The sequence below is a fragment of the Bradyrhizobium sp. Arg237L genome (assembly GCF_029990105.1).
Taxonomy (GTDB): domain Bacteria; phylum Pseudomonadota; class Alphaproteobacteria; order Rhizobiales; family Xanthobacteraceae; genus Bradyrhizobium.
Genome location: NZ_JAQMIL010000048.1, coordinates 55,997 through 74,393, shown reverse-complemented (window position 1 = coordinate 74,393; position 18,397 = coordinate 55,997). Strand labels below are relative to the sequence as shown.

18 protein-coding genes are annotated in these 18,397 nt (G+C 63.2%); 7 read left to right on the top strand and 11 right to left on the bottom strand.

The window, feature by feature from the left end:
- From OZ411_RS26740 to OZ411_RS26715, 6 genes are all read right to left on the bottom strand, one after another.
- A partial coding sequence (locus OZ411_RS26740) for a POTRA domain-containing protein (RefSeq protein WP_282530352.1) occupies positions 1-401 on the bottom strand: 401 nt, incomplete at its 3' end.
- A gap of 308 nt (positions 402-709) precedes the next feature.
- Positions 710-1,102: a hypothetical protein gene (locus OZ411_RS26735; protein WP_282530351.1), complete on the bottom strand. Its 393-nt coding sequence runs from the start codon at positions 1,100-1,102 to the stop codon at positions 710-712.
- A gap of 112 nt (positions 1,103-1,214) precedes the next feature.
- Entirely contained in the window at positions 1,215-2,069 is an 855-nt protein-coding gene (locus tag OZ411_RS26730; protein ID WP_282530350.1) for a serine protease, read from the bottom strand.
- A gap of 34 nt (positions 2,070-2,103) precedes the next feature.
- Positions 2,104-3,411 carry a FecR domain-containing protein gene (locus OZ411_RS26725; protein WP_349017037.1) on the bottom strand — a complete coding sequence of 436 codons (1,308 nt, stop codon included), beginning with the start codon at positions 3,409-3,411 and terminating at the stop codon, positions 2,104-2,106.
- A 79-nt stretch (positions 3,412-3,490) separates the two neighbouring features.
- Positions 3,491-4,045 carry an RNA polymerase sigma factor gene (locus tag OZ411_RS26720; RefSeq protein ID WP_130582537.1) on the bottom strand — a complete coding sequence of 185 codons (555 nt, stop codon included), beginning with the start codon at positions 4,043-4,045 and terminating at the stop codon, positions 3,491-3,493.
- Between the two features lie 282 nt (positions 4,046-4,327).
- The gene (locus tag OZ411_RS26715) at positions 4,328-4,927 is read right to left on the bottom strand and encodes a hypothetical protein (RefSeq protein WP_282530349.1); all 600 of its coding nucleotides are present in this window, start codon (positions 4,925-4,927) and stop codon (positions 4,328-4,330) included.
- Positions 4,928-5,539: 612 nt separating this feature from the next.
- Here OZ411_RS26715 and OZ411_RS26710 point away from each other — a divergent pair.
- From OZ411_RS26710 to OZ411_RS26690, 5 genes are all read left to right on the top strand, one after another.
- Positions 5,540-6,010 carry a DUF2231 domain-containing protein gene (locus OZ411_RS26710; RefSeq protein WP_282530348.1) on the top strand — a complete coding sequence of 157 codons (471 nt, stop codon included), beginning with the start codon at positions 5,540-5,542 and terminating at the stop codon, positions 6,008-6,010.
- On the top strand, positions 6,007-7,374 hold the full coding sequence (locus OZ411_RS26705; RefSeq protein WP_130582535.1) for a sorbosone dehydrogenase family protein: 1,368 nt from the start codon (positions 6,007-6,009) through the stop codon (positions 7,372-7,374). Before OZ411_RS26710 ends, OZ411_RS26705 begins: the two co-directional genes overlap by 4 nt.
- Positions 7,375-7,818: 444 nt before the next feature.
- Entirely contained in the window at positions 7,819-8,250 is a 432-nt protein-coding gene (locus OZ411_RS26700) for a cupin domain-containing protein (protein WP_282530354.1), read from the top strand.
- Between the two features lie 144 nt (positions 8,251-8,394).
- Entirely contained in the window at positions 8,395-9,309 is a 915-nt protein-coding gene (locus tag OZ411_RS26695) for an RNA polymerase factor sigma-32 (protein ID WP_282530347.1), read from the top strand.
- Positions 9,310-9,464: 155 nt separating this feature from the next.
- Entirely contained in the window at positions 9,465-9,749 is a 285-nt protein-coding gene (locus tag OZ411_RS26690; protein WP_130582532.1) for a DUF2158 domain-containing protein, read from the top strand.
- Between the two features lie 22 nt (positions 9,750-9,771).
- Here the strand turns inward: OZ411_RS26690 and OZ411_RS26685 are convergent, their stop codons facing one another.
- The gene (locus tag OZ411_RS26685) at positions 9,772-10,953 is read right to left on the bottom strand and encodes an MFS transporter (protein ID WP_282530346.1); all 1,182 of its coding nucleotides are present in this window, start codon (positions 10,951-10,953) and stop codon (positions 9,772-9,774) included.
- 103 nt (positions 10,954-11,056) lie between these two features.
- On the opposite strand from OZ411_RS26685, the gene OZ411_RS26680 reads away from it, so the two are divergent.
- Both OZ411_RS26680 and OZ411_RS26675 read left to right on the top strand, forming a co-directional pair.
- The gene (locus OZ411_RS26680) at positions 11,057-12,016 is read left to right on the top strand and encodes a LysR family transcriptional regulator (RefSeq protein WP_282530345.1); all 960 of its coding nucleotides are present in this window, start codon (positions 11,057-11,059) and stop codon (positions 12,014-12,016) included.
- 359 nt (positions 12,017-12,375) lie between these two features.
- The gene (locus tag OZ411_RS26675) at positions 12,376-13,644 is read left to right on the top strand and encodes an acyltransferase (RefSeq protein ID WP_282530344.1); all 1,269 of its coding nucleotides are present in this window, start codon (positions 12,376-12,378) and stop codon (positions 13,642-13,644) included.
- Positions 13,645-13,646: 2 nt separating this feature from the next.
- Here OZ411_RS26675 and OZ411_RS26670 read toward each other — a convergent pair whose 3' ends face one another.
- The 4 genes from OZ411_RS26670 to OZ411_RS26655 form a co-directional block, all read right to left on the bottom strand.
- A complete protein-coding gene (locus tag OZ411_RS26670; protein ID WP_282530343.1) occupies positions 13,647-14,186 on the bottom strand; it encodes a cytochrome c in 540 nt (179 codons plus the stop codon).
- The gene (gene soxC, locus OZ411_RS26665; protein ID WP_282530342.1) at positions 14,173-15,438 is read right to left on the bottom strand and encodes a sulfite dehydrogenase; all 1,266 of its coding nucleotides are present in this window, start codon (positions 15,436-15,438) and stop codon (positions 14,173-14,175) included. Before soxC ends, OZ411_RS26670 begins: the two co-directional genes overlap by 14 nt.
- A gap of 184 nt (positions 15,439-15,622) precedes the next feature.
- The gene (locus OZ411_RS26660; RefSeq protein ID WP_282530341.1) at positions 15,623-17,110 is read right to left on the bottom strand and encodes an amino acid permease; all 1,488 of its coding nucleotides are present in this window, start codon (positions 17,108-17,110) and stop codon (positions 15,623-15,625) included.
- 73 nt (positions 17,111-17,183) lie between these two features.
- A complete protein-coding gene (locus OZ411_RS26655) occupies positions 17,184-18,392 on the bottom strand; it encodes a cytochrome P450 (RefSeq protein WP_282530340.1) in 1,209 nt (402 codons plus the stop codon).
- Positions 18,393-18,397: the final 5 nt, after the last annotated feature.

The window sequence follows — 18,397 nt, the reverse complement described above, 5'->3', positions numbered from 1 at the left end:
TTCATCTCCGCCACCTTGAGAATGACGACCCCGCGCAGCGCATTCTGCGTCGGCACCGACACGCTCACGGTCTGAAAGCCCTTGTCGCGATAGGCCTTCTCGAGCGCCGCGCGCGCCTTCTCGACGTCGTCGGCGCTCTTGCCCGGACCGAGGAACGGATAGATCGCCTCCTCGACGTCGATCTGCGGCAGCTTGTCGGCGCCCTGCACCGCGAAGTCGTCGATGTCGAAGCGTTGCGCCGGCGCCGCGCTCTGCGCCGCCGCCCCGGCCGGCGCGGGCGCATTGTCCGGATTCGCGGGCTGCTGCGCAGGGGATGCATTCGCCGGCTGCTGCGCCCTTTGCGGCGCGGCACCCGCCTCACCCCACGTCAGCGCGCAAAGACCGCCGGCGATCACCGACACGATAGGCCTCAGGCCGAGCAACACCGTTCGGGCGGACGCAGGTCCGCCACGCTTGTAACCGATCTCAGATTGCACGGGTGCTCGCTCGTCTCCTGGGCACACACATGACGACACGGCGGAATGCCGCGTTCATGGTGCCTCACTTCAACAGACGATCGACCCGGAGCGAGACTGAATCAAAGTCTTAAGAAATTTTTGCGTGCGCCTTACGATTCGCGGACGGCGCGTGCGCCCTGCGGACCACCAGCGAAGCGCGCGGCGCAAACCACGCACCGCCCGGCTTTCCCAGCATCGTCCCGGTCGTGATGCTATTTCAGATTCAGCAACAGGCGCAGGCGCAGGGGCTGCAGCATTTCCGGTGGCGGCGCCTCCCCGACATTGCCCCGCGTGAGGATCTTCCGCAGATCAGCTTCGGCCTGCGCATTGTTGAGCGGGGGGAAGCTCACCTTTTCGACCGTGCCGTCAGGATTGAGCCAGGCGCGCACCTCGAGCATCTGCGGCGGCCCGTCCTCTTTTCCGCGGTGTTCGCGAAGATAGGCCCGGAAACGATTGCCGACCTCGTCATCCGCTCCCATCCAGTCTTCAAAACGATACCTGACCAGCTTCGCGAATTGAGTCCAATGCGGCGGCGCCTTGCTCGCCTCGCGAAATTCCTGCGACCGCGCTGGCGCGGAAACCAGCGCCGGCGAAAACGTCGCCACGATGGCCGTCGCCGCAACCCAACCGGCTATCTTGGACGCGGACCGATGCCGCGAATGTCGGCGCGCCGGGAACGGATTCGATTGAGAACTCATCTGCCACATGCGTCTCGCCTCAATTCTGCAAACACGTGACCCGTGCCGAGATCGAAGCCGCCCGGCTGGATCGCGAGGTCGTGGCGACAATCTGGGATCGGTCATCTTCCGCGACACGAACCCCCTTGGAGGCGAGGAAACTCTTGGCGTCCCCTGCCCCCACCGCGACCACACGGCTCGATCCGGTCCTGCGGCTTATGATCCCTTGTACCAGGCCACGACTGTCCAGTACCGGCGCACCGCTGGCGCCGAAGGTGACATCCGTATCTATCTGCAGCACACCCGACTGGCTGCCTGGGCTTCCCGCGACGGTCGCGTTTGCAAACATACCGCGGTTGGTCGCCAGCTTATCGTAAGCAGAGGCAAACACCATATCGTTGGTGCTCACGCCGACCGAGCTCGGGAAAACCGCCGCCAGCCCCAGGGTCTTCGACACCTTGATCAGCGCGATATCCGCGCTGGGCGACAAGGCCACGAGCTGCGCCGCCAGGGCCCGGCCTTCCTTGAAGACGATAAGCCGCGAGCAATCTTCCGCCGCGTGACGGGCGGTCAACATATGGCCCTTGTCGTCGACAAAAAAGCCGGTGCCGGTCTTTTGGCGGTTAGGCACCGTAGGCTCCTGCGTGCGCGCCAGGGGCGAAACCTCAGACCGCTGCTGATGCGGCGCGAAATTCCCAACCGCCCAGCCGATGTCATGGGCCTCGGCGCGCCAAGCGGCCGTCGTCGTCAGCCCCAGCAGTCCGAAACCGACCGCAATGCCTTGGACGACGGTGGCCAACCCGCGACACCGGTGCACGCCATCCGCATGTCGCGGCTTGATCATTGAATCCTCATTGTCCTGCAGTTTGTCTGGCAGACCCGTCTTGTCGAACAATTTGTCGCGGGGGACATGGAGTCCATTCAAGACGCTAGCTCAGCAACACGATGCCTCCCGGCAGGGACCGCGCCGTGGCGCCGAACAGGCCGTGGGCCTGAGCGATGAAGTCGTCCAGGTGATCGAGATGGAATGTGCCCGAAATCATCCGGTGCCCAAGCTGCTCGTCCATAACGACAATCCTGCCCGGCCGGTAGCGATTGATCTCTTCGACCAGACGATTGACCGGCCAGTCGCGGACGATCAGAAGACCCTTTCGCCAGGCGTCCGCCTGCTCCAAATCCGCTTGCGAGGCGCGTCCGAGCCCCATCGCCGCCGAATAGGATATCTGCTGCTCGCCCGAAATGGCGACGCGTTGTCCTTTCCATTCGACTTCGACGGCGCCTTCAAGACACGACACCGAGACGGCACGATCGAGACATCTCACATTGAAACTGGCACGACGCGTCGTGACGCGGCCTCCGGCGGCATCAATGACAAGCGGCGCGGGCGCGTCGCGCTCGGCCTGGACGGCAGCCTCGCCCGAAATCAGTTCGATGCGCGGAGCCCCCTGCTCGGACCGCACGGCGATGCTCGTCTGCGTGTTGAGCGTCAGCGAGACGTTGTCGGCCAAGGCGATGTTGCGTCGTTCGCCCTTGCCTGTCCGATAGTCCGCCGACAGTTCTTCGAACGACGGCCATAGCCCCATCGGCGGACGGACGACCACATATCCGGCGGCCACCGATGCGGCAGCAGCCATCGCGCCCCCGATCAGCGCCCGGCGGCTGAGCCTGTCGCGCGCGAGAGGCGGCCTCCAACGCTCGACATTCACAAGCTCTTGGCTGGCGAGCGCGCGCGTGGCCTCCCCGAAGCTGCGCCACAGCCTCACGGCATCGCGGAAGGCAGCCTCGTGTTCAGCGCTGCGCTGCCGCCAAAGTGCCAAAGCGGCAGCATCGTCCGACGTCGCCGAGCCCGAGTGCAGGCGAATAACCCACGCAAGCGCCTGCCGCAACAGCGGGTCCAGCTCGGAAGGAATATCGTCGCCTGCGGTCAAGGCCAATCGCTCTTTGTTGATTCTCCCGCCGAATGATTCCGGCGTACTCAAAAATACCGCGTCCTCATGCTCTATAGACGATTGACGCAAAGGAAGACTGAATCGAAAATCCGGGCTATCCGCACTTTCAAGCTCTTTATCGCTATAGAAAGTGCATCTTTCAAAATTTTTCTTGAAGATTCGCGGTCCGCGCAGCCATTCAACCGTGCGCGTTGGAAAAATGCCGCTAGAGCATGATCCGGAAAAGCGGAAACCGGTTTTCCCTCGCGACAAACGCGAAGCGTTTGCGCGGAGATCATGCTCAAACAAAGACGATCATGATCCGATTCCGTCCAATCGGATTATGATCTAAACAGCCTCACAAGCACGTCCCTTGCCAAGATGCAAGCTACTCGCTGGCTTTCGCCTTTGGACGCGGCCCGAGGCGCCGGAGAACGGTGCGGCCGAGCCGGCGGCTGAGATGCTCCATGGCATGCTGCAGGTCGAAATCGACCGTGCGCACATTGATGCCAAACCGAGTAGCGATCTCGCGGTGGGGGAGATGGTCGAGATGGGCCGCGACAAACACGTCGCGCCGCCGGGCGGGCAATTCCGCGAGGGCCTTCTGAAACTCCGTCAGCTCGATGCGCGATTCCGTCACCATCGCCGGGTCCGGACGGTCGTCGGGGATGATGTCCATGATCGCCGCGATTTCCGAGGCGTTCAACAAGTGCCGATCGCTCTTGCGCCGATCCTTGGCAACGTTCAGCGCGGTGCGAAAGAGATAGTCGACGGGGCTATGAATCGGCACCGCATCGGACACTCGATCGACCCGCAGAAACGCTTCGTGCAGCGCCTCGCGCGCGAAATCCGAGGAGCCAAGGCAGCGCGTCAGACGCTTGGCCAAGCCCTCGTAATCAGCTGCGACTGTCTCTCGCAGAGATTTACTATTCGAATCAGACACCTACCAGCCCCGCAACGCCACGCCCTGCGTTTCATTTCGCAGACCGTGGTCAGTCCCACGATTTTCCCTATCGACCGAGGATGACACTCGCGTGACGGACATCAGTCACTTGCAAGCTGGTCGGCGATTGCGGCAATCGAACCACAGGTGCGGGAAGATCGAGATACCGCGGCCGCTTTGCCGCAATCGTTGGCAACGGCTGCGCGCCCCGAGAATCGTTTGATGGCCGCAGCATCGAGTAAGATGTCGCCGGAGCTTGAGGCAACCCTTTATATTGGTCGCCTACAGCGCGTGGATCGAGATCATGAAGCGGATCGGGAGCGGCATGTTGGGCGGCGCCTGCTGGCTCAACACCAGGCCACGCAAGCTCTCGGCGATCGAGCTATCCCGATCAAGGTCGCCTGTCGAACCGTCGAGCTCGGCCCTGTCTACGATTCGCGAGGACGGCGTCACCCATAGTTTGACCGCGACCCGATATTCGCCCCGCCTGGTCCGCCCGCCCTTCTTGAGCGCCTTCTGAATGTCCGATTGCAGGAGGCTGATATACTCCCCCAGATTGCGATCGGAAGCGTCGGTCGTACCGCGAACACGCAACGTTCCAAGCGTTATGTCCGCGGAGACCGGAGGATGGATGGGCGGCTCGTCCGGATCCGGCACGGACGCCGGCGCGAGCGTCACGGCGTTGGATCGGCTATAGCGAACCCTCAGGTCAGTATCGGCCAAGAGCGTCAGCAGCGCGGCCTGCGGCGTGAACTCGCCGTTGACCGGCAGCGAACGGAAGCCGGCCGCCGAGGTCGTTTCGAACATCACCTGGACGCCAGCCTGCTGGCTGTACGCCTGCAGGGCGTCGATCAGCGGCTGCGCCGGGATGTTAAACGTCATGAGGCCGATCGGCGGCTTCCGCTCGTTTCCAGATGCGACGGTAACCCCTACCAAAATGACAAGTAGCGCCGCAACCTTGGCCAAGGTCCAGGCGCCGAAGCGGGGCAAGCTCATCCTCTGCCGGACTTGCGCACGGGACGAAGCGATTTGGCCAATACGTACCATCACTGACAACCGAGCCGTCTCGTCGGCTACTTCCTCGCGAGGGCCTTCGATTTCGCGCAAGCAGATCCCGGAGGTCGCGCCATTCCTCGGTCCTCACATGGTACCTTCCTATGTCAACCATATGACAGATTGCCTGACGGCGTCACCTGCCCGACCTTGGCACACCCGCCGATACCGCCGCCGCCGAACGAGCGCACGCCTCGAGACGATGACGCGGGAGGCAGCTCGGATAGGTTTCGCGAGCCGAGCCGAGGTCAGCGGCTAAGGTCACAGAGGATTTACCGTCAGTTTCGAACGCGTGCTTTTGAAAGCGCCGCCCACTTTCCCATTTGCACCTATGGGAGCTGCGAAGCGCTCCGACATATCGAACAGATCGAAAGTTGCCTTGCCAAGCAGGCGTTAGCGCCGAGATGCCGCGCACGTGCACACTATCGTGAGGATCGAAGTATGACGCAAATCGCGATGGCCTATAGCAGTTCCACAATCGAAACCGAAGCGGAGCCGGTGGTTGCGCCCCGCCGGCACGCCATTCATCAAATGCTGCTGCCGTTTTCGGTGGCCTACTTGATCGGCGCCTTCGTCACCGATCTCGCCTATTGGCGAACTGCGCTGGTGATGTGGGAGAGATTTTCGGTCTGGCTGATTGCGGCCGGCCTGGTGATCGCGGCGCTTGCGGCCATTGCTGCCGTGATCGATCTCCTGATCGACAGGCAGAGGCCGGCTTGGTTTCGCGCACTCACCTATGTTGTCGCGATCGTGCTCTCGATCGTGAATGTCCTCGTTCACAGCCGCGATGGCTATACAGCGGTGGTGCCGACCGGCCTCGCGCTCTCGGGGCTCGTCACGATCCTTCTGCTGTCCCTGGCGGTGGGAGGTTGGGGCTTGACCTATAGCGATCGCGCAGGAGCAGCCGAATGACCAGCTTGCTCAATCTTTCCCGTGCGGCGAACCTGCCGCGCTTTGCCGCCGTGGCTGTGGCCGCCGCCGCTGCCTTGAGTCTCGCCGGCTGTGACGACAGCGGCGGGAATCCTGCAAGGCAGATCGGCGCCCATCCGTACTTGCCGGAGGTGCAGCAATATCTGCTGCCGCCGATCAGGATTGCGCGGCCAGCTCCGTGGGGCAGCGAAACGCCGAAGGTGGCGGAAGGATTGCAGATCCGTGCATTGGCCACGGGGTTCGAACATCCGCGATCGCTTTATGTGCTGCCGAACGGCGACGTGCTGGTGGTCGAAAGCAATGGCCCGAAGGCCCCTGTCTTCCGGCCCAAGGATCTCGTCACCGGCTGGGTGCAATGGTTCGCCGGCGCCAAGGCGCAGGATGCAAATCGCATCACGCTGTTGCGCGACACCAATGGCGACGGCATTCCCGATGTGCGCACGGTGTTCCTCGACCACCTTAACTCGCCATTCGGCGTTGCACTGGTCGGCCACGATCTCTACGTCGCAAACACGGATGCGATCGTCCGATATCCCTATGAGGATGGACAAACCAGCATCACCGCCCCGGGCACCAAGCTGACTGATCTTCCCGGCGGGCCGATCGATCATCACTGGACCAAGACCTTGTTGGCGAGCCCTGACGGCACAAAGCTCTATGTCGGTGTCGGCTCGAACAGCAACATCACCGAGAATGGCATCCAGGCCGAGTATGAGAGAGCCGCGATCTGGGAGATCGACCGCGGGACCGGCGCCCATCGCATCTTCGCCAGCGGCGTGCGCAATCCCACCGGGCTGCAGTGGGAGCCCGAGACCGGCAAGCTCTGGGCCATTGCCAACGAACGTGATGAGATCGGCCCCGACCTCGTGCCGGACTATTTGACCTCGGTGCAGGATGGCGGCTTCTATGGCTGGCCTTACAGCTATTATGGCCAGCATCTCGATCCGCGCGTCGAGCCACAACGCCCCGATCTCGTGGCCAAGGCGATCGTGCCGGACTATGCCCTGAGTTCTCATGTGGCTCCGCTTGGCCTCGCCATGTACACAGGCAATAACCTTCCAGCGCAGTACCATGGAGGCGCATTCGTCGCCGAGCATGGAAGCTGGGACCGAACCCCGCTCAACGGCTACAAGGTGGTGTTCGTGCCGTTTAGCAGCGGCAAGCCATCCGGTCCTGCGCAGGATGTCGTCACTGGATTCCTCAATGCGGACGACCGTGCGCACGGCAGGCCGGTCGGCCTGGCGATCGATCGGGCGGGTGCACTGCTGATCGCCGACGATGTTGGAAACACGGTGTGGCGGGTGTCCGCCACGAGCCCAGCGGCCCAAACCAAGTCAGACACATAAGCCGCCTGAAGCGTTTTCGAGCGAAGTGGATACCGGTTCGCGTGAAGAAAACGCTTCAAAACAAGAATCTAGAGCTTCGGTTCTGATTGGATCAGAACCAAAGCTCTAGAGGAGCCCAAGGAGCGTGGCAGAGCCGGGCGTCGTTTGTATCGCGACGCTCGGCTCCGTCGTCGCCGGGATAGCGCGCGGCCCGCAGGCAATCGCAAGATCGAGATCGCACGTATTTTGCGAATTCGCACGCCCGCCTCACCTCCTCAACCCGACGCACACTTCACAAATAACTGCGGCGTGAGCCCGCTGTCTGCGAGCACAGCAAGCTCACCGATTTGTAAGCAGCGTCCTCTCAATCGGACGTGAACTGATTAAACCCCTGTTTAATGGCCCTGCCGACCACGCCTGCCTATCGTCAGCGAGCAGCTAACGCGAAACGTGAGCGTGATCACCATGAACAGCTCAGTCCAAATTGTCAGCCCCGATCGCTTCGACCTCGGCACGACACAAACTCCAGGCTCCGAACGTTGTGCCGCGATCGATCCCGCGCTCGGTATCCCTTCGGCCATCTGGGGCGGGCTTTTCGAGGTCAAGCCGGGATCGTGTACCGGTATCCACCATCATGGGGAGCAGGAAACGATCGCATTCGTCCTTTCCGGCGCCTGCGAGATCCGCTGGGGTGCCAAAGGAGAATTCGTTGCCTACGCAAAGGCTGGCGATTTCATCCACGTTCCGGCCTTCCTGCCGCACATGGAAAGCAATCTCTCGAACGAGCAACCGTTCCGCTGGGTCGTCGTTCGCAGCACGCCGACGCCAATCATCGTCAATCTTCCCGATGCGGTCTGGCCGGACAGAGACGCCGTGCGCCCAACCGAGGTGATCTGAAATGTGCGTTTCAGCAAAAACCGTCGCTCTCGAAAGACCGATGCAGCGCCTGCCCCTAATGATCGTACTGCCTCGACATAGCTCAGGCCCCGACCAGCTCTCGACGCAAAGCGCCGGGCGCAAATAACTGACGGAACCTTTACAATGGAACAATACTGTCTATTGGACGCGGAACAGGAACAGCAATTTGCACGCCGTTGGCATGAATTCGGCGATCAGGCCGCGCTGCATGCGCTCGTCAAAAGTCATCTCAGGCTTGCGGCCAAGGTAGCGCGGCATTATCGCGGATATGGTCTCCCGCTTCCCGATATCATCGCCGAAGCCAATGTCGGCCTGGTCGTTGCCGCCCAACGATTCGAGCCGAACCGTGGCTCGCGTTTTTCGACTTACGCATTATGGTGGATCAAGGCGAGCATTCACGAATACATCCTGCGCTCCTGGTCGCTCGTCAAGATCGGAACGACCGCGGCTCAGAAGAAGCTGTTCTTCCGCCTCAGGAGCGAAATCAGGAAAGTCTCGAACAACCCGACCTCGCTCACGCCGGAAATTGCCAATACGGTCGCCCAGCACCTGGGCGTCACCGTTGCCGACGTGATCGAGATGGACGGCCGGCTGCGCGGCGACTTCTCCCTGAACAAGCCGATGGACGACGATGGACAAACGGCGGAATGGGAGACGATGCTGGTCGATGATTCCCCGGACGCCGAAGTGATACTGGCGGAACGGGATGAGACGACCCAGCAGACGAGCGCACTCTCGGCCGCGCTGAAGGTGCTGACACCGCGGGAGCGGCAGGTGTTCGAAGCACGGCGCCTCGCCGAGAACCCGCCCACGCTCGCAGAGCTCGCCAACCGGCTGGACATTTCGCCGGAGCGCGTGCGGCAGATCGAGAACCACGCCTTTGAAAAAGTGAAGCGCGCAGCCGTCGGCTATCTGAGGACCGATCGATTGACCTCCGATGGCGCGACGAGCGTGCCGCCGCCCACTCAAGGCGACCGCCTGCAAAGGAACGAGCAGGGTCATGAAGGGATGCGCGCGGAATACGAAATGCAGATCTAGAGCGTTTTCGAGCGAAGTGGATACCGGTTCGCGTGAAGAAAACGCGCCAAAACAAGAATCTAGAGCTTCGGTTCTGATTCAATCAGAACCGAAAATGCTCTAGTGAGGTATTGAAGATCTCACCTCATCGTCTCTGAAGAAACGGAGGCTCTGACATGCTCGCAGTGATGAAGCGCTTCTCGATCGGTGCCGGTTTGATCCTGTCACTCAACGCGCCCTTTTTCGCTCCGGCATTTGCCGCCCCGGCTTCACAGGGCATCGCGACCGCCGGACCCGCTACGCCCCAATTTCGCCCCGGCGATCTTGTCCGCCTGCGCTCAGGTGGGTCATTGATGACGGTGGACACGGTCAAGGACGATCAAGTCGACTGCTTCTGGACCGACGGCAGCGGCCAGACCAACAACGCGACCTTCCCCGTCCAGGTCCTCCGAAAGTTCTGACCGCAGACCTCTGACCATTACGCTATTCCGCCGGACACGTCGCCCCCTGGGCCTGCGGCCGATCGAGGCGCAGGCTCCACAGCGCCAGGGCAAGACCGGCCGAGGTGATCGCCGCCGCAACCAGGGGCAGCGCGGTGAGACCGAACCCATGGTCGATGGTGACGCCGCCGGCCCAGGCGCCGAATGCATTGCCGAGATTGAACGCGGCGATGTTGAGGCTCGAGGCGAGCGTCCGTCCGGCCTCGCCGGCGGTCTCGAGCACCCGGAACTGCAGCGGCGCTACGGTCGCGAACGCCGCGATACCGAGTAGTCCGACCAGCACGATGGTCAGCACCTTCAGCGGAAGCACAGCGGTCATTGCGACCAAGACGACCGCGAGCGCTGCCAGCGTTCCGATCAGAGCGCGCGGCAGGCCTCGATCGGCCAGCCGTCCGCCGGCGACGTTGCCGATAGACAGCCCGAGCCCGAATACCAGGAGGATCGGCGATACGGCAGCATCGGAAAATCCGGTAACGCGTGTGAGGATCGGCTGGATATAGGTGAAGACCGTGAACACCCCGGCAAAGCCGAGCACCGTCATGGCGAGGCAAAGCTGGACCTGCGGACGAAGCAGCACCGCCAGTTCGTCGCGTATCGTCACCGCATTGCCGTCCTCGCCCACGTGGCTCGGCACGAACAGCGCCACGATGGCAAAGGCCCCGACGCCGATCGCGGTGACCGCCCAGAACGCCGCGCGCCATCCGAGCGATAGCCCGATCCAGGCGCCGAACGGCACGCCAAGAATGGTTGCCACCGTGAGGCCGACGAACATCGTCGCGATCGCGGAAGCGCGCTTGTCCTCGGCGACGAGGCTTGTCGCGACCACCGAGCCGACGCCGAAGAACGTGCCGTGTGCCAGCGAGGTCAGCACCCGCGCGGCCATCAGCAACCCGTAGCTCGGCGCCAGCGCGCAGGCGGCATTGCCGAGCGTGAAAATGGCCATCAGCGCCAGCAGCACGACCTTGCGCGGCATCCGCCGCGTCGCCAGCGTCAGGATCGGCGCGCCGACGAACACGCCCAGCGCGTAACCCGAAATGAGCAGGCCTGCGGCCGATACCGACACATGCATGTCGGCAGCGACCTGCAGCAGAAGACCCATGATGACGAATTCGGTGGTACCGATGCCAAAGGCACCGGCGGTGAGCGCAAGGACAGCGATGGGCAAGGATGTGGCTCCGGACTGGAAGGGACGCAAGCGCGGAAATAGCGTCGGGGCCTTACGAGAATTAGAGGGCGACAAGTCCAATCATTTGTGACACCAATTCAACATGGTCCGATCAGACACCAACCGTTCCGGCGAAATGGAAGTGTTCGTCCGCGTCGTCGATCGCGCCGGCTTTACCGCCGCGGCGCGGAGCTTGCGGCTCACGCCGTCTGGCGTGAGCAAGCTGGTGTCGCGGATGGAGGCCCGCCTCGGCGCCAGACTCATCAATCGCTCCACGCGCAAGCTGCAGCTCACGCCGGAAGGCGAAGCCTTCTATCAACGTGCGGTGCGGATCCTCGCCGAGATCCAGGAAGCCGAACATGAAGCCGCCGCCGGCGCGACGCCGCGAGGCCATCTCACCGTCAACACCAACATCCCGTTCGGCACATTGCATATCCTTCCGCTGGTACCGCGCTTCCTTGCCGAGCATCCCGGGATCACGCTCGATATCGTCCTTACCGACACCGTGATCGACCTGATGCAGGAGCGCGCTGATATCGCGATCCGGGCCGGCCCGCTGCAGGTGTCGCGGCTGATCGCGCGCAAGCTCGCGACCAGCCGCATGGCCGTCGTGGCCTCGCCGGACTACCTCGCCAAACATGGCACGCCCAAGACGCCGACCGAACTCGCCAACCACCGGGGCATCGGCTGGACCTTTCCGCGCACGATCCGCGGCTGGCCGTTCCGCAAGGGAGAGCGGATCGAAGAGGTGTTGCCGCCGCCGATGGTCCGTGCGAGCGACGGCGAATCCGTGCGCCGGCTCGTTTTGGGCGGCGCCGGGATGGCGCGCCTTGCTTTGTTCCACATCGGTCCGGACATCGAGGCAGGACGATTGGTGCCGGTGCTTCAAGCTCTCAATCCCGGCGACCGCGAAGATATTCACGCGGTCTATGTCGGCCACGCTGGCCCCCTTCCCGCCCGCGTGCGCGCCTTTATCGATTTCCTGTCGCGCGACATCCGCCTCGATGACCCCGCACTCAAGCGCACGGCCGATGGCAGGTGGAAGCTGGTGAGAAGATCATAAGGGGACGGGTTAGCGTCCCACGCTGCGCGATAATCAACGAGCGCAGGAGAAGCATAGTCCTGCCATTTGCTCGTACCAATATGCCGTTGTCATTCCGGGGCGCGCGCAGCGCGAGCTATGATGTGCAATTGCACATCAGAGAATCCATCTGGCCGCAGGCGCGAGCGGCGAAATGGATTCCGGGCTCATCGCTTCGCGATGCCCCGGAATGACGGCTCCCGTCATTGCGAGCGTAAGCGAATCATCTGCTGATTTACCAAACCTCAGAGAACCCCGATCACCCGCCGCTCCGCCATCACCACTGGCCTCCGCCTTGCTCAACGACATGCCAAACGTACAGCCGGCGAAAGAGGCGTATCATGGCGGGACAGACATCTTCGGGCACGGGTCGGTTTGAGGCACTTGATGCAATGCGCGGCATCTGCGCGCTGCTCGTGGTGCTCTTCCATATTCCCGTTTACCATGCGCTGAAGGGCACCCAGCCGTTCGTGAACCTGCAATTCTGCGTCGACATGTTCTTTGCCCTGTCCGGCTTCGTGCTCTGTCACGCCTATGGTCAGCGCCTTAACCATGCCGGCGATGGCATCCGCTTCATGGCGATGCGGTTCGCGCGGCTCTGGCCGCTGCATATGGTGATGCTGGCGCTGTTTGTGATGATCGAAGTGAGCAAGATCGTCTTCATGCGCACCGACGGTTCGTTCGCGCTGGATTCGGTTCCGTTCGGCAACGGCCACACGCTCTATGAAGCCGTCACCAACATCCTGTTCCTGCAGTCCTTCAACCTGCATGGGGGCCTGACCTGGAACGGCCCGGCCTGGAGCGCGGCGGTCGAGTTCTACGTCTCGATGCTGTTCGCGGTCATCGTCGTGCTGTTCCCCCGCCGTCGGCGCGAGATCTTCCTCGGCCTCTGCCTTGCGGCCGGAATACAGCTCTACGAACGCTCGCCGGGTACGCTGTTCGTCTCCAGCGATTGGGGCATGCTGCGCGCGATGTTCTCCTTCTTCGCGGGATGCCTGGTCTATGACCTGCGCCTCTATTCCAACGGCCGGCTCGACATGCCGAACATATTGGAGGTCTCGTGCGCGATAGTGGTTGCTGTGTTCATGTTGGTTACCCCATCCGGCGGACCGCAATATCTGTTTCCACTGCTCGCCGCGGTCGTGATCTGCGTGTTCTCGTTCGATCAAGGCAGCATCTCGGCGATACTCCGCTCGCCTGCGCTGCAGAAGCTCGGGCTGTGGTCCTATTCGATCTACATGATCCACACCTTCATCTTCCAGATCATGCGCAGCGCCGCCTCCTTCCTCGGCCACAAGCTCCACCTCGAACTGGTGGTCTGGCACAATGACGACAAGCTGGTGGTCCTGGGAACGCCAGCGCAGGCGCTGGTGGCCGCGCTCGTTCTCTCCGTGGTCCTCGTCGTTCCCGTCGCCGCACTCACCTATCGCTGGATCGAGAAGCCGGCGATGGATGCGGCCCGATACGCGCTCTCGACCACGACGCGCGCGGAAGCGCCGCTCGGCACGGCATCGAGGATCGGCTTCGGCGCGGCAATATGGCGGCTGCTCAGTGCCGGCGTGATCCGCACGGCCGCCGGTTTCCGTGCCGTTCGGCTACGGCTGCCGTAGAGCTAGCGCACGTCCGGCCGCGGGTCGGAGACGAACCTGTCGCGATTGGGCATCTTGATGGCGGCGAGCGTCTTGGCGTCGAGCACGGCGTCCGCCGGAACGAGGCCGTTGAGATTGAGGATGTAGGCGGAGACCGCATAGACATCCTCATCGCTCAGCGACTGCGGCGCGTTCTGCGGCATGGCGCGGCGGATATAGTCGAACAGCGTCGGCGCATAGGGCCAGTAGCTGCCGACGGTACGCACCGGCTTTGCGCTCGCGAGCGTGCCCTGTCCGCCGACCAGGCGATCGCCGACACCGCCCTGCCCGTCGGCGCCGTGGCAGGCTGCGCATTGTTCACTGAAAACCACGCGGCCGCGCTCGACGTTGCCGCTGCCCGGCGGCAGGTTCGATCCGTCATGGCCGATGTCGATGTCCCAGCCCTTGATTTCCGCCGGCGTCGCCGCCCGCCCGATATGAAAGCGCTCCTCGGCCTGCGCGGCGACAGCGAGCCCAGCAATCACGGCGGCGAGCAGCGCGATGTGCGAACTAGGCCAGCGCATTGCTCACCTCCCCATTCGCGGCGATGCGCCACGGCCAGATCGCGTTGTTGTGGTAGAAATGATTGACGCCGCGAACCGCGAGCAGTTCGGCAAGCGTCGGCTGCACATAATCAGTCTCGTCGATCGCACGGCTCTGGATCACGGCGGGATTGCCGTCCCACTGCCATGGCAGGCGGAAGCGGGTGAGCGCGCGGGTCAGCACCGGCTCCTGAAGTTGGGCCGCCTGCCAGCTCTTGCCGTCGTCAACGGAGACTTCGACGCGCTTGATCTTGCCGTGCCCGCTCCAGGCGATCCCTGATATCTCGTGGAAGCCGGCGCCGTTCAGTTTCTGTCTGCCCGAGGGACGCAGGATGATCGACTTCGCCTCCATGTAGAAGGTGAACTCGCGCGCGGTGCCGTCGGGCATCAGGTCGGTATATTTCGAGGTCTCCTCGCGCGAATAAACAGGCTCGGCCACCGCCTTCAGCCGGCGCAGCCATTTGATGTTCATGTTGCCTTCGAAGCCCGGCAGCAAGAGGCGCAGTGGATAGCCCTGCTGTGGACGCAGCCGCTCGCCGTTCTGGCTGTAGACCAGCATGGCATCGTCGAGGCATTTCTCGATCGGGATCGAGCGCGTCATCGCCGCCGCATCCGCGCCCTCGGCCACGAGCCACTTCGCTTGCTTCTGCAGGCCGGCTTCGTTCAAGACGTCCTTCAGCATCACGCCGGTCCACTCGGCGCAGCTCACGAGGCCGACGAGATCGGACGCGGTCTTGCCATAGGGCTTGGTGTAGACGGGATTGCCGGAGCACTCGATGAAATGGATCCGCGACTGCGAGGGGAAGCGGCGGATGTCGTCCATCGTGAAGATCAGCGGGCGATCGACCAGGCCATGCAGCATCAGCCTGTGCTGCACCGGATCGATGGTGGGCACACCGCCGTGATGGCGTTCGTAGAACAGCCCGTTCGGCGTGATGATGCCATCAAGCTCCTGCAGTGGCGTGCGGCCGGAGGCGGAAACGTATTGCGGCAGCGTCTTGGAGATGTTCTTGACGACGCCCTTCTCATGGACCGACGGCGTGCCATAGGGCTGATCGCCCATCGGTGCGCCGGGGACCTTCATCCATTCGGGAATGTTGGGCGGAAGGTTGCCGGTGTCCGCAGTGCCTGGCGTCGCGCCGAGCGCGGCCCCGCCCGCGACCGCCGCGCCCGTTTGCAGAAAATGCCGGCGAGATGGTTGTCGTTCGCGGTTGGCGGTTGTTTGCTCGCTCATTGACGCTTCCCCTTGCCGCTCTCGTTGATCGATCTCAGGCTATCACCGAACGCTAAGCACACGCCTTCACATCTGCAAAATCGCCACAGCTTCATGTCGCCGACGCAGCGCTGTCCGGCATATTTCGATCGGGCGTGGACGATGCCTTGGATGAATTTGCTCCGGGCCGAATCGTTCCGCCGCGTCAGCGCTGATCGCTCGCGCGCAGACGGCTATGCGTGCGGCCATAGGCGGCATAGATCACTAGGCCGATCACGAGCCACACCGCGAGCCGGATCCAGGTGTCCATCGGCAGGCTGAGCATCAGGAAGAGCGAGGTTGCGGCCGCGGCCGGCCCCACCAGCCAGATCGCCGGCGCCCGGAATGGACGCGGCAGGTCCGGATCGACGACGCGCAGCACCATTGTGCCGATCGAGACCACGGCAAACGCGAACAGCGTGCCGATGCTGACGAGCTCGCCCACCAGCCCGATCGGCAGCAACCCGCCGAGAAGGGCAACGACAATGCCGGAACCGATGGTGGCGACATGAGGCGTCCGGAAACGCGGATGGATGTTTGCGATCGCCGGCGGCAGCAATCCATCATGCGCCATGGCGCGGAAGATCCGGGGCTGCGCCAGCAGCATCACCAGTATCACCGAGGTCAAGCCGAAGAGGATGCCGAGCTTGATGATCGGCGACAACCAGCCGACGCCGGCGGCATCGATCCCGACCGCAATCGGGTCGGGAACGTTCAGCCGGTCAAACGGCACGATGCCCGTCAGCACCAAGCCGACGGCGACATAGAGCGTCGTGCAGATCACGAGCGAGCCGAGAATGCCGATCGGCATGTCGCGCTCCGGCGACTTCGCCTCCTGCGCCGCGGTCGAGACCGCGTCGAAACCGATATAGGCGAAGAACACCACGGCCGCGCCGCGGAACACGCCGGACCAGCCATAGACGCCGACGCCCGCATTCGGCGGAATGAAGGCCCCTTCGGGATTGCTCGCGGTGACCCAGTTCGCGGTCGTGAATGAGGAGATCGTGCAGGCGATGAAGAGGAGTATGACGACCAGCTTCACCGCGACGATGAAATTGTTGAACCGCGCCGACGCTCTGATCCCCGCAACCAGCAGCGCCGTGATGAAGACGATGATGAGCATCGCCGGCACGTTGAAGATCGCGCCCGTCGACGACCATGCATGCGTGGTCGCATCATAGCTCAGCGGCGCGGACGCGAGCTCCGGCGGTATCGTAAGGCCAAAATCCCTGGCGAAGCTGACGGCATAACCCGACCATCCGATCGAGACCGCCACCGCTCCGACGGCATATTCGAGGACCAGGTCCCAGCCGATGATCCAGGCCACGAATTCGCCCAGCGCCGCATAGGCAAAGGTATAGGCGCTGCCGCAGACCGGGACGGTCGACGACATTTCCGCATAGCAGAGGCCCGCGAAAGCGCAGGCGATCGCGCCGAACGCGAAGGAAAGCGTCACCGCAGGTCCTGCATTCGCTGCCGCTGCGTGTCCGGTCAGAACGAAGATGCCCGCGCCGACGATGGCGCCGATGCCGAGCGCGACGAGATTGAGTGCCGACAGCGTGCGCCGCAGCGGCGAGGCCCGCGCGTCTCCTTCCACCCCTGCCGCCTCCTGCAGCAGGTCGGCTGTCGATTTCCTTGCCCAGATGTCTACCAAGAACCGCCTCCTCGCGACTTCGACCCCGGCGGCCGGTCGTACAGGCTAGCATGGTCTCGATACGCTGCGCCGGTCACGCATTCGGCACCACGGGCAGCTTCTCGATCATCCGTATCCCGGGCCGGCGTCGCCAATGGATCTCCGACGGCTGAACCGCAAGCTGAAGCTTTGGCCAGCGGGTGAACAGCGCTTTTAGCGCGCAGATCGCCTCGATCCGCGCGAGCTGGTGACCGAGGCAGAAATGGATGCCCGTGCCGAAGGAGATGTGGCGGTTCGGCCGCCGCTCGAGGTCCATTTGCTCGGGTTGTGGGTGCGATGCGGGATCGAAATTGGCGGCCACGATCATGGCCATCACCCGATCGTTCTTCTTCAGGGCGACGCCGCCGAGCTCGACATCGCGCCGCACATAGCGTGGCTTCGAGAATTGCACCGGGGAGACGAAGCGCAGGAATTCCTCGACCGCCAGCGCAGCGCGGTTCCAGTCGGCCTCCAGCCAGTTACGCGTTTCGGGGTTCTTCAGCAGCTCGAACACCGATCCGCTGATCAGATGCGTCGTGGTTTCGGAACCCGCGCCGAGCAACAGAATCATCATCGAGACCATTTCGTCCGGCGTGATGCGGCCGCCGTCCCTTTCGACCTGCACCAGTTCGGCAATGAGCCCCTCACCGCCTTCTTTGCGCGCGGCCTGCAGGCGTTCCTCCAGGTAGCGCCCCATCTTCCTCAGGATGAACAGCATGCGCAGGAAGCCGAAGGCGCTGGCAATCTGCCCCATCGCATTCGCCCAGCCGATGAATTTCGGCCGGTCGGCCGCTGGCAGGCCGAGGAGCTCGCAGATGACGGAGAGCGGCAGGATGCGCGCATAGCGCTGTACCAGATCGGCGGGGCTACCGGATGCGAACAGTTCGTCCGCAAGGCCGTCCGCGATCGCCCGGATATGCGGCTCCATCTCGAGCACGGCGCGACGGCGGAACGCCTCATCGACGATGCCGCGCAAGCGGCTGTGATCCGGCTCGTCCTTGGTCAACATACTGTTGGCGATCGTTGCGATGGATTTCGGCATCCACCACTGAAGTCCCGCCAGCGCCCCGTCCTCCTTGCGCAGCGTGAAGGTGGAGGAATCCTTCAGCATCGTTGCGGTGGTCTCATAGGTCGTGGTGACCCAGACCTTGCCCACGATCGGAAATCGCGTGGCAACCACGGGCGCGCTGGCTCGCAGCGCCGCGACAGCGGTCGCAGGATCACGGAAGAATTCTTCGCTGGTGAAATCGATGCGTGTCGCCATCGGTT